The organism is Leptolyngbya sp. FACHB-60, assembly GCF_014695775.1.
Taxonomy (GTDB): domain Bacteria; phylum Cyanobacteriota; class Cyanobacteriia; order Phormidesmidales; family Phormidesmidaceae; genus Nodosilinea.
On sequence record NZ_JACJOX010000050.1, the window covers coordinates 80435 to 94250 of the forward strand.

At 56.3% G+C, this 13816-nt stretch carries 17 protein-coding genes; 4 read left to right on the forward strand and 13 right to left on the reverse strand.

Going from position 1 to position 13816, the window contains the following annotated elements; genetic code table 11:
- Positions 1 to 30: 30 nt before the first annotated feature.
- On the reverse strand, positions 31 to 852 hold the full coding sequence (locus tag H6F57_RS19455) for a carbonic anhydrase (protein WP_190626695.1): 822 nt from the start codon (positions 850 to 852) through the stop codon (positions 31 to 33).
- 229 nt (positions 853 to 1081) lie between these two features.
- Between H6F57_RS19455 and H6F57_RS19460 the strand changes: the two genes are divergently transcribed.
- Entirely contained in the window at positions 1082 to 1501 is a 420-nt protein-coding gene (locus tag H6F57_RS19460; protein ID WP_190626696.1) for a peptide chain release factor 1, read from the forward strand.
- Positions 1502 to 1568: 67 nt separating this feature from the next.
- Positions 1569 to 2489: a hypothetical protein gene (locus H6F57_RS19465; RefSeq protein ID WP_190626698.1), complete on the forward strand. Its 921-nt coding sequence runs from the start codon at positions 1569 to 1571 to the stop codon at positions 2487 to 2489.
- 82 nt (positions 2490 to 2571) lie between these two features.
- Here H6F57_RS19465 and H6F57_RS19470 read toward each other — a convergent pair whose 3' ends face one another.
- The 7 genes from H6F57_RS19470 to H6F57_RS19495 form a co-directional block, all read right to left on the reverse strand.
- Positions 2572 to 2880: an RNA-binding protein gene (locus H6F57_RS19470; protein ID WP_190626700.1), complete on the reverse strand. Its 309-nt coding sequence runs from the start codon at positions 2878 to 2880 to the stop codon at positions 2572 to 2574.
- 167 nt (positions 2881 to 3047) lie between these two features.
- Positions 3048 to 3281 carry a Calvin cycle protein CP12 gene (locus tag H6F57_RS19475; RefSeq protein ID WP_190626702.1) on the reverse strand — a complete coding sequence of 78 codons (234 nt, stop codon included), beginning with the start codon at positions 3279 to 3281 and terminating at the stop codon, positions 3048 to 3050.
- Between the two features lie 124 nt (positions 3282 to 3405).
- Positions 3406 to 4032 carry a ribonuclease D gene (locus tag H6F57_RS19480; RefSeq protein WP_190626704.1) on the reverse strand — a complete coding sequence of 209 codons (627 nt, stop codon included), beginning with the start codon at positions 4030 to 4032 and terminating at the stop codon, positions 3406 to 3408.
- A gap of 66 nt (positions 4033 to 4098) precedes the next feature.
- A complete protein-coding gene (locus H6F57_RS27680; RefSeq protein ID WP_313933587.1) occupies positions 4099 to 4260 on the reverse strand; it encodes a DUF29 family protein in 162 nt (53 codons plus the stop codon).
- Between the two features lie 26 nt (positions 4261 to 4286).
- Positions 4287 to 4400, reverse strand: coding sequence for a DUF29 domain-containing protein (locus H6F57_RS27685; protein ID WP_242024865.1), 114 nt, complete (start codon positions 4398 to 4400; stop codon positions 4287 to 4289).
- 56 nt (positions 4401 to 4456) lie between these two features.
- Positions 4457 to 5701, reverse strand: coding sequence for a tryptophan synthase subunit beta (gene trpB / locus H6F57_RS19490; RefSeq protein WP_190626705.1), 1245 nt, complete (start codon positions 5699 to 5701; stop codon positions 4457 to 4459).
- Between the two features lie 70 nt (positions 5702 to 5771).
- Positions 5772 to 6293 carry a gamma-glutamylcyclotransferase gene (locus H6F57_RS19495; protein WP_190626707.1) on the reverse strand — a complete coding sequence of 174 codons (522 nt, stop codon included), beginning with the start codon at positions 6291 to 6293 and terminating at the stop codon, positions 5772 to 5774.
- A gap of 523 nt (positions 6294 to 6816) precedes the next feature.
- On the opposite strand from H6F57_RS19495, the gene H6F57_RS19500 reads away from it, so the two are divergent.
- A complete protein-coding gene (locus H6F57_RS19500) occupies positions 6817 to 6960 on the forward strand; it encodes a hypothetical protein (RefSeq protein ID WP_190626709.1) in 144 nt (47 codons plus the stop codon).
- Between the two features lie 18 nt (positions 6961 to 6978).
- Here H6F57_RS19500 and H6F57_RS19505 read toward each other — a convergent pair whose 3' ends face one another.
- From H6F57_RS19505 to H6F57_RS19525, 5 genes are all read right to left on the reverse strand, one after another.
- A complete protein-coding gene (locus tag H6F57_RS19505; protein WP_190626710.1) occupies positions 6979 to 7524 on the reverse strand; it encodes an EF-hand domain-containing protein in 546 nt (181 codons plus the stop codon).
- 148 nt (positions 7525 to 7672) lie between these two features.
- A complete protein-coding gene (locus tag H6F57_RS28420; RefSeq protein ID WP_190626712.1) occupies positions 7673 to 9499 on the reverse strand; it encodes a diguanylate cyclase in 1827 nt (608 codons plus the stop codon).
- Positions 9500 to 9573: 74 nt separating this feature from the next.
- The gene (locus tag H6F57_RS19515) at positions 9574 to 11427 is read right to left on the reverse strand and encodes an ABC transporter ATP-binding protein (RefSeq protein WP_199289686.1); all 1854 of its coding nucleotides are present in this window, start codon (positions 11425 to 11427) and stop codon (positions 9574 to 9576) included.
- A 111-nt stretch (positions 11428 to 11538) separates the two neighbouring features.
- The gene (locus H6F57_RS19520) at positions 11539 to 12468 is read right to left on the reverse strand and encodes a glycosyltransferase family 2 protein (protein ID WP_190626714.1); all 930 of its coding nucleotides are present in this window, start codon (positions 12466 to 12468) and stop codon (positions 11539 to 11541) included.
- Between the two features lie 221 nt (positions 12469 to 12689).
- Positions 12690 to 12872 (reverse strand): CsbD family protein, encoded by a 183-nt coding sequence (locus tag H6F57_RS19525; protein ID WP_190626715.1) that lies wholly within the window; start codon positions 12870 to 12872, stop codon positions 12690 to 12692.
- A 194-nt stretch (positions 12873 to 13066) separates the two neighbouring features.
- Between H6F57_RS19525 and H6F57_RS19530 the strand changes: the two genes are divergently transcribed.
- A complete protein-coding gene (locus H6F57_RS19530) occupies positions 13067 to 13750 on the forward strand; it encodes an ATP-dependent Clp protease proteolytic subunit (protein ID WP_190626717.1) in 684 nt (227 codons plus the stop codon).
- Positions 13751 to 13816 lie beyond the last annotated feature (66 nt).

The window sequence follows — 13816 nt, forward strand, 5'->3', positions numbered from 1 at the left end:
AAGGTGAGTCTTCCTATCTTTAGGATAGCCCTACACCCCAGAGCCTCGGTAAATGCGAGCGGCCTGTTCAGGACTGAGGCGGTTAGCCCCCGGCCAGTAGGGCTGCACCGGCTCAGAAAAGGTGGGGAGGGCCACAGAGGGGGCACCAGCACCGGGCCGCACCGTGTCGTTAAACTCTAGGGAAAGCCCGCCGGGCTTAACCGACTTAGCATGTTCTAGGTCGGCGTAAATTTTGCTGTGGGGCGGTATGAAGGCTTTAGAATCCTCATCGTAGGCGAGAAGCTCGGCGGTATCGAGCTTGTAGATCCAGCCGTGAATGGCCAGGGTGCCCGCGTGCAGCTTTGAGCGCACCGAAGGGTAAGTTTGCAAGTTATCAATCTGTGTGAGGACGTTTTGGGCCACCAGCAAATCGAGTTTTTCTTGCTTAGGCAAGTCACTGTAGTGGTCTTCGACCAGCTTGCGAGTGGCTTCGGTGTGGCGCAGCCAGTGATAGACCAGGGGCATTTTTTCTTCTAGTTCGCCGATCTGCAACAGCCCCTTCATGGCTCCGCACTGGGTGTGGCCGCAGACAATCACCTGGCGAATATCGAGGGCCTCCATGGCGTACTCAATGGTGGCTCCTTCACCGCCGTTGGTGGCCTCGTAGGGAGGAATAATGTTACCCGCATTGCGGATGATGAACAGATCGCCAATATCCGCCTGGGTAATGATGGTGGGGTCTACCCGCGAGTCGGAGCAGCCAATAAACAACACCCTCGGGTGCTGCCCCTTGGCCAACTTCTGAATCAGCTCCTGGTGGTCGGGAATATAGTTTTCCTGAAACTCACGCAGACCTTGCAGCAGCTTTTCCATAGATTCCAGAGGAAATGAGGGCACACCAGAGTCAGGCGATCGCCTGAACCCGCATCTATTGTTATCCCATATCCAAGGTCTTAGCACCGCAAAGATTTACTTATCACAGCAATCATCTCTACTTCTTGAGGGTCAGACGGGCTGCTCTGACCCTCGATCTAGATGCCGTTTCAGCAACCAGATTGAGAATTCGGCGCAATAATGAGCTTGACTTCCTATTGCTGCGGCTATGCGTAATCCCTTTTGGCGGCTCAAGTCTTTGCCCTGGGCGATTTTGCTCCAGGTGGCTCTAGCGGCGGTGGCGATCGCCACCATCGCCGACCTGCTTTTGGCTCAGGGGTTAGCCCTACTGCTGGGCAACGTCGGCAGCGGCCTGTTGCCCCTGATGCAGCTGCTGTTTATGGCGCTGCCCATTGCCGCTGGCTTTGGCATTGGCGCACTGGGCCTCACCATTCTAGAACGGCGGTTTGGCCAGGTGCATATCGATACCGGTGTGCTGTGGGCGTTGGTGCCCTGCATTGCCCTGGTGCTGTTTGTCAAAGGGTTTTTGCCCATTCCTACCGCGCTGGTTGCCATGTCTTACCCCCTGCTGGTCGGGGTACTGCTGGGCATCTTTGTGGTGGGCAAACGCCACTGGCGACGCTGGTAGCGGCAGAATCAACCGGGGCAAGCTGAGCACACCATGTAAGTAATATCATTGAGACCCAGAATCGTTGATGAAAGCCATCCTCACAAGCCTGATTGTCGGTAGCCTGATGACCCTAGGCCTGCCCGCCCTAGGGTCAAACCCACGCATCGCGATCGATTCCGACACTGAAGCGCTTAGCGATCGAGCGATCGCCCAAGGCCCCATTCGCGTTGTTGCCAGCTACACCCCGCTCGATTACGAGGCTGAAGAGATTGGCAACAATTTGACTATTCAGCTGTTTTATAACGACGAACTGAAGCTATCTACCACCGATACCGCCGCCATGTTTGCTGGCATTGAGCTGATGGATCTTGACAGCGACGGCACCGCAGAGGTGGTGGTTCAAACCTATACCGGCGGTGCCCACTGCTGCCTGGCCACCACCACCTACACCTGGCAAGATCAGCAGTTTAACCCAGTTTATTTTGGCTATCTCGATGGCGGCGGCGGCGATTTCAAAGATCTCAACGACGATGGGCTGATGGAGTTTGTCACCTTCGACAATGCCTTTCTCTACAGTTTTAGCTCCTACGCTGGGTCATACCCACCCAGCGTCATTCTCACCTACGAAAATGGCGAGTACCGCGAGACTACAACCCAGTTCACCAACTATTTAGAAGACACTGCGGCCGGGATGCGATTTACGGTAGAAGACCCAGAGTTTGCCGATCGCAGCGACAAAAACGGCGTGTTAGCGGGCTATGTAGCCCAAAATATTCGCCTCGGACGCTACCGAGAAGCCTGGCTCTTCATGCTATCCCACTACGATCCCACCGACGACACGGGCCTCAACACCTACACCGACGACGGCGAGGCCACCCGAGCCTATGCCGATTTTCCCACCGCTCTCTACGCCTTTTTGCAGGATCTGGGCTATCTCGATACTAGCGGCAGACCCCAGCCTACGGTCGATCGATCTCCGGTCGTCGCCGAGCGCGAGCAGTTTTAGGAGCAGATTCCCCACAAAAAAGGGTAAGTCAATGCGACCTACCCCACTCAATATCTGGCTCGATTTAGCTCCTTGGAAGAGCCTAGAAGCCGGTGCGACGGTAGTTGCCACCGTTGCTGCTACCTGCGCTAACACCGCTACGGGCATCATCGCGGGGGCGAGCTTTGTTTACCCGCATTTCACGGCCCATCCACTCAGCCCCATCCAAAGATTCGATGATGCTGTCTTCTTGGGATTCAGCAGCCATATCGACAAAGGCAAAGCCTCGAGGACGACCGGTTTCGCGATCGGTGGGCAGGCTAACCCGCTTCACATCGCCGTATTCTGCAAACACTTGCTCTAGATCTTCGCGAGTGACATCGTAGGACAAGTTACCAACATAGAGTGACATAGGATTGTCTCTGTACTGTACAACGTGCAGTGAGTAAACGGAGACAAAGCTGTATCGGAAATCAAAATGAAATGAAACAAGCGAAATCTACCGAAAACTAACTAAGGCGATTTTAACACTCTAAATCTACCCATGGGAGGGGTTAAGGCAGCTTCCAGGAGTTGCCCCTAAGTGTCGTACATCAAGCCTTCGGGCGCTTCGGGATTGTCTTCTAGATACTGATCGAAGCCGGTTTTTTTAGGAGTTTGGTGCTGGTGCGAAACCTCGGCCCGCATCTCTTCTACTACGTCCCATGCGGCAGCGGCTTCGGCAGAGGTTTCGCCCTTTTCGGCGGTGATTTGATGGGCATAGTCGATCGCCTTTTGCAGCTCATCTTGAAAGTCTTTGCTGTCGACACTCATGGTCGTTCTCCTCTTAGATCATCTTCAAGGTGGATAGGCCTATCTTACCTGCCTCCCGATCGCAGCAGTCGTTCCCTAAGCAGAGCCATTGGCGCAGCCTCCCAAGGGGAAAGGGGATAATTAATCAGTGCTCAAACACCCCTGTGTACTGAAGTAAGTCTAGGGCGACGAAGGTGGGCAAACAGTTAAAACAATCCTGCGCTAACTCCCACCGGCCCTCGCGCTTGAGCATAGCGGTCAGGGCTTGATGAATGCTGTGCAGATAGCGCACGTCGTTGGCAGCGTAGCGAAGCTGCTCATCAGACAGGTGCATGGCGTTGCCCCAGTCAGAGCTTTGGGCGGTTTTGTCGAGTTCAATGCCCTCTAGCTCTCTGACCAACTCTTTGAGGCCGTGGCGAGGGCTATAGGTACGACTCAGTTTGCTGGCAATTTTGCTGCAAAACACGGGAGCGACGGTAATGCCCAGGTTGTGCTTGAGAGTGGCCAGGTCAAAACGAGCAAAGTGGAACAGTTTGAGAATATTTGAGTCTTCGAACAGTTCTTTGAGCAAGGGCGCTTCTGTTTGACCTAGCTCAATGCGCACTACTGACACATAGCCGTCGGCGTCAGAGAGCTGCACTAAGCAAAGGCGATCGCGCTGGGGCAGCAGCCCCATGGTCTCGGTGTCGCAGGCGATCGCGCTGGCCTGTTTATAGCGAGTCAGCAGGTCGGGGGTGAGGTCGCGATCGCAGATTTCAAAACCGTCGGCCATAGGGGTTCCTAATTGTTGTCGGATGGGCCAGGCTGCCAGGGCAACCAGTCGTAGTTTAGAGCCTGCTCAAGGGTAAACCAGGGTTGTTCGGGAACGGAAATTAGTAATTTCAAGGCTCCACCCACGAAAGCAGCGATCGCGCTCAGCTTCCCAATAGCAAAGCTTGAAGAAGTGCTCACAAAGTCGCATGAGACAACTCTTCAACGATCGCTTATCACTTCGACCCAAGCTCTCAATTTCCTCAATCAGGTTCTCTAAATCGAGGCATCAAAGTTGCGGGATTGCAGATAAGCAACCGTATCGTCTATCCAGAGCTGATAATCCGCGTCGTACAAAGACGTTGACTCAACATTGGCTTCGCTGCTCATCTGCAACTCCTCCTCTGATTGAATTTACGAGTTGGTCAATCCAGCGGAGGCCAGTCCTACTCCAGCCCGCCCAGGGCTTTGGCCACGGTATTCACATCCTTATCGCCTCGGCCCGAGGAGTTGATCACAATGCGGGGGTTGCCCGTCAGCTGTGGACACAGCGTTTCGAGATAGGCAAAGGCATGGGCTGTCTCCAGCGCGGGAATAATCCCCTCCAGACGCGACACCCGCTGGAACGCGTCTAGCGCCTCTTGGTCAGTGACGCTGTAGTATTCGGCTCGGCCGGCATCCTTTAGAAAGCTGTGCTCGGGGCCAACACCGGGATAGTCCAGACCAGCGCTGATGGAGTGGGCCTCGATCACTTGGCCTTCACTGTCTTGCAGAAGGTAGCTCATCGCTCCGTGGAGCACACCGACTCGGCCCTCCGTTAGGGTGGCGGCGTGCTTGCCGCTGGCCACACCGCTGCCCGCCGCCTCAATGCCAATCATCCGCACCGTGGGCTCATTGACAAACTCATGGAACAGGCCCATGGCGTTGGAACCACCGCCCACGCAGGCCATTAGGATATCGGGCAGGCCACCAAACTTCTCTTGGCACTGGGCGCGAGTTTCTTCGCCAATAATGGCGTGGAAATCGCGCACCATCATCGGGTAGGGGTGTGGCCCCGCCACAGAACCCAGGATGTAATGGGTATTTTCAACATTCGTCACCCAATCGCGAATCGCTTCAGAGGTAGCGTCTTTGAGGGTGCCGGTGCCCGCTGTGACGCCGCGTACCTCGGCCCCCATTAGCCGCATGCGAAATACATTCAGCGACTGGCGCTCCATGTCTTGCACGCCCATATAGATGACGCACTGGAGGCCAAAGCGAGCGCACACTGTTGCGGTGGCAACCCCGTGCTGCCCAGCCCCAGTTTCGGCGATGATGCGCTGCTTGCCCATGCGCTTAGCCAGCAGTACCTGCCCCAGAGCATTGTTAATCTTGTGCGCCCCCGTATGGTTGAGGTCTTCGCGCTTGAGATAAATATCGGGACCGTTGCCGTCGGGACGGCGGTAGTGGGCGGTAAGTCGCTCAGCGAAGTAAAGGGGCGTGGCTCGGCCGACGTAATCCTTGAGCAGACCATTCAGCTCGGCCTGAAAGTCGGCCTCGTCGCGGTATTGGTAAAACGCCTGCTCTAGCTCAAAGAGAGCAGGCATGAGGGTTTCGGGCACGTACTTACCGCCAAACTGGCCAAAGCGGCCCAGGGCATCGGGGCGGGCATCGGTGACGGCAGGGCGAGGCGAGAGCGGCGTTTGGGTCACGGTGGCGGCGGGGTGAAGGGTTATTAGGTAGCCCTCATTATAAGGAATGCCCTGACCCGTTGCTAGCGGGTTAGGCCGTGCGTTGTAGCGGAGCCGCCTGCCGCCGTTGCAAAGAGTGAATGTGATGGAACAGGTTCCAGCAATATTCCTCTGGCAGACCACAAGTGGCCGCACCCCGCATCACCACGCTGGAGTACCACTCGTTGGGGGCAATTTCTTCGTGGGTCTTGCTAATTACAGAATAGGTGCGGGTTTCGGCGTAGGCTCGCCCGTTAGCGGTGACCGTGACCATTTCGTGGCAGTAGCCCTCTTCGCGCAGGTCAAGGGCGGGGCTGAGTCTCCAAGGCAGGTGGTAGAGCACGCCCTGCACCTTGGCGGCGGAGTCGGGGACAACATCCAACACACCGCAGTTGCGCAGGCGCGATCGCCGAAAAAACCCCAGCCGATACCCGGCGAGCGTCGCTGGCCCAACCACGTAGGCATGGGTGCTCTCGCCTAAGGAGCGTTTGAGGTCTACGGGGCACATGCAAGAGCCGTAGGCAAAGTAGTAGAAGCGATCGTCCGGGCCGTGGAGGGGGGTGAGAGTTGTCATGAGCGGTCGTTGAGAGCGAGGGCTGAGAGTAACGGTATTGTCCCTAGCGATTCCCTTGCTGGAATGGAGGCAGGGCTGATGTCAAGAGCAAAGCACTGCGATGGAAAGGACTACAAACGCAATCTACGGTTTTCCGGTCGGAATGCCGATGATTGGATCTATTACTTTTGTTTATATCACTCTATTTCTGAAGGGAAAAGCTTTCTTGATGAAGCCTTGATAAGTCTTTAAAGTGCCCAAAGCGAAGAAGCTAGAAGCCAGGTTTCTAAGTCAACGACGTTGACCTTCAGTAGCGTAGAGAAGAAACTCGGTCGCGGCGGTGGGGAGAATGCTCGATCGCAGGGCTTTGGTACGGTGCAGCGCAAAGAGTGGGTGTGAGCTTGCAAAGGGGTTTGGGGCAGCGATCGCACCCTCCCCCCTTCTAATCCCAATGCGCCCAGTGGATATCTTAAAACCACCGCTGGTTATGCCAATGCAGGCAGCGGCAACGCTATAACCACACCATGATCATCAATATCACGCTATGGTTTTGCCAATGCAAGGGGTGGTCATGGCAATGCAGGTGGTGGTAATGGCAATGCGATCGCCTGCATTGCCAATGCGCCAGCTTGTTCTACGATGGCGTCAACCTGCAACGCTATTCACGGTGATCGATATGTTCACCTGAATGAGGCACAGCCTATGTCTAGTAAGGCCCAAACATGCCGTTGGCCGGGTTATCGGCCTCATCGCTACAGCAAAACGCGCTAAAGTGCTGCAAAAACTCGGCTTTGGTGAGCCAGCCATCCTGGTCAGCATCAAGCGGTGGAAACACCAGCGGCGCATAGACCGGCGACTCATTAAAGACAGCCAGCAGTTGCCCCCATTCAGCTTGGTTAATTTTGCCGTCTTCATCCTGGTCAAAGACATCGAAGATGATCTCCATCAGGCTGACAATGTCATCCGCGTGAGGCTCGGTGTCGGATAGACCGTCATCGTAGTAGGCCAGCCATTCGGCTCGGCAGACCTGCTTGTTGTGGGCGGTGTCAGCTTTTTTTTCTAGCCCCTGCCATTTGCGCATGAGCTTGTCTTGCAGCACCAGGCAGCGGGGCGATCGCAGTGACCAATTGCGCAGGGTAGACAGCTTCTTAAACATCAGCTCGAAGTCTTTTTTGACCAACACCCCGGTGTAGTCAGAGTCGTACATGCTAAACAACTTAGTCAATTTGCGCTGTTGCAAGTCAGTTAGCATGGTCTGTATTCCCCTCTGCCCCGGCAGTTGCTACTACAGTCATTAGCCTATAGCACTTTCAGGTTGCCATGCCGAATTGGCCATTACTAGGCTCAGCTGGTTTCTTCAATGTGAGTGGGGGCGAAGCTTTGGCCCGATAGCACGACGGTCAATGATCAGCTTGGATGCGATCGCGGCCCTGCTGCTTGGCTTGATAGAGCCGAGTATCGGCGGCGGTAATCAGATTAATGGAATTGAGGGTGACCGAGGGCTGACAGGTGGCAATGCCCAGGCTGAGGGTAATCCAGGGGCTAACGGTGGATCTTGCATGGGACATATGCAACGCCTTCACCGCTTGACGCAGGGTTTCAGCCAGGTAAACAGCGCCGTGGGCATCGGTGTTGGGCAAAACGACCGCAAACTCTTCGCCGCCGTAGCGGGCCGCAAGGTCGGTGGCGCGGTGGATAGTTTGGACAATTGTCTGGGCCACCAAGCGCAGGCAGGCATCCCCCGCCTGGTGGCCATAGTGGTCGTTGTAGAGCTTGAAGTAGTCGATATCCAGCAAAATGAGAGAGAAAGGCTGGTGTTCGCGGACAGCGCGTCGCCATTCTTGCTCCAGATATTGGTCAAAGTGGCGGCGGTTGGCAATGGCAGTGAGGCTGTCTACTAACGTGAGCCGCTGTAGCTCTTGGTTGGCGCTTTGGAGGGCCAGCTCAGCCTGCCTGCGTACGTCAATTTCGGTCTGGAGCTGTTGGTTGAGCTGCTTGAGCGTAGCGGTGCGGGCCGCCACCTGAGCTTCGAGGTCAGCGTTGAACTGCTGGAGCAGACTGGTTTGCTGCTCTAGATTGGCAAACAGCTGGGCGACCGATCGCGACAGCTGAGCAATCTCGTCTCGGCCAGGAAAAATGGGCATGGAAATGTAGGTATCCCCTGTGCGAATGCGTTCGGCGGTGGCGGCAATGACCAGCACCGGCTTGACCATTTGCCCCGCAATCCACCAGGTGAGGGCGCCGCTCATCAGGCCTAACACCGTGCCCCAGAGCAGAATGCTGGTCTGGAGGGCGCGGGCAGCGGCAAAGGCTTCGTCAGTAGCCTGGCGCACTAAGACAATCCACCCGAGGCCGTGATAGGTGCGATAGCCCTGGGTGGCAGCATAGCCCGTGACATAGGTGTTGTTGTCAAACCCAGGCTCAAGGAGAAAGCCGGTTCCTCCTTGAGCAGCCGCCTTAAAGCTCTCTAGCGATTGAAACCGCAAGTCTGTGTCGGCCTCGGCATAGTCGTGGTTTTGCTTGGCCGCCAGCAGCACCTGCCCAGTGTTGGCCAAAATTTCGATATCTACGTGGCGGTAGTGCCGGAAAGGCATCAGCAGGCTGTCGCGCAGGGTAGTGGCCCACTGCCAGTAGAGATGGCCGCCTAAGACGCCCACGAGATGACCGTCTGCACCTAACACAGGGGCAGCTACATCCACTAGGCGCAGGGGATCTTGGCTAGGATTCGGGTTGGGCACCAGGTCGGCGAGCAGCTTAGCTGAGTGCACATTCTGCACATTGGGCTGAGTGCGCCCCTCCACAAACCACAGCCGTTCAGAGACATCTTTGCCTTCTAATATGCCTTGGGTACTGGCTAGCACGGTACCTTCGGTATCGGTGAGGCCAATCCAGGCGAAGTTGCTGTAGAGCTGCTGGAGCTGTTCGAGTAAATGCCGTTTTTGGGCGAGGGAGCGCGTCGGCGAGCGAATGTCTTCTAGAGAAGCCAGGGTCTGAATTTCTTGGTAGTAGATGTACATGTCGCGATCGAGCGCACCCGCCAGTTGAAAAGCCAGCTGGGACAGCAGTTCACCCCGATCAGCCTGGGCCTGGCGTTGGCTAATGACGCCCACAATCGAGGCTAGCAGCAGCGAGAACACCAGAATTGTGGTGGCGATCGCCGCGCCCAAACGGCTGCGAAAGCTGCGGCGCAGATTTAATTTATCTAACCAAAATCGAACGTATTTCACAGTCGACGGCTAGCTCACTCCACGGGCAGTATGCCCATCGTAGTTGTTAGCAGTGCGGGGGAAATCTGCCAGATTTACAAATACCCAGCCGCCTGCATTGTAAATAGGCGGGCGTAGCGGCCATCCTGCTGCAGCAGCTCCTCGTGGCTGCCCTGCTCGATTAGCTTGCCATTGGCCAGCACAATGATATTGTCGGCCCGCCGCACCGTCGAAAATCGGTGCGAAATCAGAATCGCCATCTGATCCTGGGTGGCGGCACGAAACTGCTCAAACAGACGGGTTTCAGCCTCCGCATCCATCGCCGATGTCGGCTCATCCAGCACCAGAATATCGGCCTCGGTGCGCATAAAGGCACGGGAGAGAGCAATCTTTTGCCACTGGCCGCCAGAAAGCTCCTGCCCGCCAAAGAACCACTTCCCTAGCTGGGTGTTGAAGCCCTCCGGCAGGTCCTCAATAAATTCTGTAGCGGTGCCTTTAGCGGCGGCAACCTGCCATCGCTGAGCATCCTCAAAATCGGTCACATCCCCAACGCCAATGTTTTCGCCCACCTTAAACTGGTAGCGCACAAAGTCTTGAAAAATCACGCCGATGCGCTGTTGAACTACGTCAGCATCCCACTCTTGCAGGTCGCGGCCGTCTAGCAGAATGCGGCCCTGACTGGGGGTGTAGAGCCGGGTCAGCAGCTTGATCAGGGTGGTTTTGCCGGAGCCGTTTTCGCCCACGATCGCCATCTTTTCCCCCGGTTTCAGGTGGAAGGAGACCCCTTCTAACGCCAGGCGATCGCTGCCTGGATAGCTAAAGGACACCTGCTCAAACCGCAGCCCATCGCTGGGGTCAAGGCCGCGATCGGCGGTTCCCCTATCCTCAGGCACTGGCTGTTCTAAAAATTCGTAGAGGTTGGCCAAATACAACCCGTCTTCATACATGCCACCAATGGCGGTGAGGGTACTGGCGAAGGTGGTCTGCCCCTGGCGAAACACCGTCAGGTACATGGTCAGCTCACCCAGGGAAATGCGGCCTGCGATCGCCTCTAGCACAATCCAGCAGTAGGCCAGGTAAAACGATACGGTGCTCAGCAGTCCCAGCCCGTAGCTCCAGCCGCTGCGGCGCACCGTCAGGCTGCGGTCTTCTTTATAGAGGCGCTGAAAAATATCCTGGTAGCGATCTAGCAGCAGTGGCCCCAGGCCAAACAGCTTCACCTCTTTGGCAAAATCCTCCCGCGCCAGCAGCGCCTCTAGATAAATCTGCTGGCGGGTTTCGGGCGATCGCCACTTAAACAGGCGAAAGGCTTCCCCGGCAAACTGGGTTTCAGCGATGAAAGCGGGCAGGGTGGCCACAGCCAGCAGCGCCACCGCCCAGCCCGAGAATTGCAGCAGCAATCCGCCAAAGGTGAGCAGCGACAGCACGTCTTGAACCACCCCAAAGGTGCGGTTCACCATGCTCAGAGGCCGCGACGAGGCCTCGCGCCGGGCCTGGGTCATTTTGTCGTAGAACTCAGAATCTTCAAAGTAGGTCAGCGGCAGGGTCTGGGCCTTTTCTAAGATCATCACGTTGACCCGCTGCCCCAGCAGCACCCGCAGCAGCGATTGGCACAAGGTTAAGCCCTGCCGCGCCCCCGCCAAGCCTGCCACCAATAGCGCTTCCAAAGCTAGGTACATCAGCGCGGCCTGGCGATCGATCGCCAATCCTGACTGGGCAGCCTTGACCACGCCATCGACAATTAGCTTGCCGACGTAAGCGATCGCCGCCGGCACCAAGCCTGCCACCAGGGTTAGCAACCCTAACATCACCGTCAGCCGCCAGTCGGTCTGCCACACCAGCTGAATCGCCCGCTGCCCGTAGCGATACATTCCCAGCGATTCGCCCAGATTGCGCCATGAAGCCTTTTTCTTGGGGGCCGAAATCCGTTTTACCCGATATTCACTCATTTTTCTACGATAGCGTCTCGGCTAGGCAGGGTGAGTGAGTAGGGGGATAAGGGGTGGGGAAGGTAGGGAGATGAGGAAAATAAGGGAGTGGGGAAGATAGGGGATGAGGGGTTATTGCATCGGCGGGGCAGCGACACTGGATGAAACTGGGCCATGCTCTTCTATAGGTTGGGAGCTGTTTGACGCAGTGCTTGTCTGCTCCGGTTGTACGCCGGTCAAATATTCGGGGTGATTGAGCTCGCGAACCTTGAGGACGATTAAATACTCATAAAACGCCTGGAGGGTACACCAAGCTAGCCCGGCCCGGCCGTCGCGCCAGCCACCGAGGATAAACATCATATAGAGCCACCGGGTCAGGGGTCGCAGGGGCAGTCGCAGCGAGAGATCCTTCAACGCCCGGCGACGCTCGACTTCAGATTTGCCCCAAACCATAGCCCGCCAGTCAACGTGGCCGTCCTTCAGCTGTCGCAGGGTTTCAGTGGCCTCGTCGGTGGAATAGCGGTTGTGCTTGTCGATCCAGCGGCTGAGCCCCTTGCTACAGGTGTAGTGGGGGTAGGTCTCCTGCAAAAATCCGGTGGGGCCCTCTACGATCTCGCGCTCGGTATGACCGTAGTCGTCGAACCACACCTTGCCCCGCTGCAGCAGCCGCAGCTGGTAGCGCGGAAACTGGGTGCTGCGGCGAATCCAGCTGCCTATAAACATGACCCGCTCGGCCACGTAGTAGCCCACGGTGTCACTATCAAGTTGGGCGATCGCCGCCAAACATTCGGCAAATAGCTCTGGCGTCATGCGCTCGTCGGCTTCGAGAATATAGGCCCAGTCGTAGCGGTAGGGCACATGCTCCAGCATCCAGGTACGCTGCTGACCGTGACTGGCGAAGGGATGCTCGATGAAGCGTACGGGGTACTGAGTGGCAATGGCTTGGGTGCGATCGCTGCTGCACGAGTCCACCACAATGACATCGTCGGACAGCCGGGCCGACTCTATACAAGCGGCAATATCCCGCTCCTCATTGTGGGTCAGTATAAAAATTGAGAACATAGGCGCAGCACATCCCAACGGTAGACAGGAACTCCTCTCTGGTTTAGAGAACCCATTTTGGCTCCCAAACTGAAATTTACTCAGCAACTACATAGCCAGCCACAGTTCTGAAATATCTTTACCCCCTCGTTATTGCCGTCCGACGAATATCAAATAAAAAGGGGCAGCCAGTGGCTGCCCCAACGGGTCACTAATAGGGTTTAAACGGTAGGCTGTAGCGCTTAGTCGATGGCTTTTTTCAGCGCATCCTTCACATCTTCTTTAGCGTGGGTGGCTTGGGCCTGGGCCTGCTTGGTCTCACCCTCGGCTACGCTCTTGGTGTCGCCAGTAATTTCACCCGCAGCAGCCTGCACTTTGCCCTCAATATTTTGAGCGGTGGCTTTAACACGATCTTCAATAGACATAGGGTTAATTCCTTGAATGAAAATCTTCCCCTACTTTAGAGCTAAGCCCAATGGTATACATCCCCAGAAAGGAGCAACCGGGCTCTACATTTCGACGGAGACTCAGGTGGGGATATCCGTCTTCGGGGTGGCATAGAACCCAGCACAATCCCGCGTTACACTGTTAAAAACGCGTATTTGGGCGTCTTCGGTCTATGAGTTTAGAGATTAAAGCCGTGCAGGCACCGTATGGCGATGCGACGTACCGTACGCCGCCCCCAGATCTGCCCTCCTTGCTGCTTAAGGAGCGGATTGTATATCTGGGCCTGCCCCTGTTCTCAGGGGACGACATTAAACAGCAGGTAGGCATTGACGTTACCGAGCTGATTATTGCTCAGCTGCTCTTCTTGCAGTTTGATGACCCTGATAAGCCGATCTTCTTCTATATCAACTCTACCGGCACCTCCTGGCATGACGGCAACATGATTGGCTACGACACCGAAGCCTTTGCCATCTGCGACACCATGAACTACATCAAGCCCCCAGTGCACACTATCTGCATTGGTCAGGCCATGGGGTCGGCGGCGGTGATTCTGGCGGCGGGCACCAAGGGCTATCGGGCTAGTCTGCCCCACGCCCGCATTGTGCTCAACCAGCCTCGCAGCGGTGCCCAGGGCCAGGCCACTGACATCGAAATTCGGGCTAAGGAAGTGCTCGACAACAAGCGCTCCATGATGAGCATTCTGGCTAAGAGCACTGGCAAAACCTTAGATCAGGTGCTGCGCGATTCTGACCGCATGTTCTACATGAACCCAGAAGAAGCCAAGGAATACGGCATCATTGACCGGGTGCTGTCTAGCCGCAAAGAGCTACCGGTGCCCGCCGGGGCAGGGCTTTAGGCCTAGGTATCAGGTTTAAGGGGCGATCGCCCCTTAAAGCCGGTCTTTAACCATCCCACGTCCGTT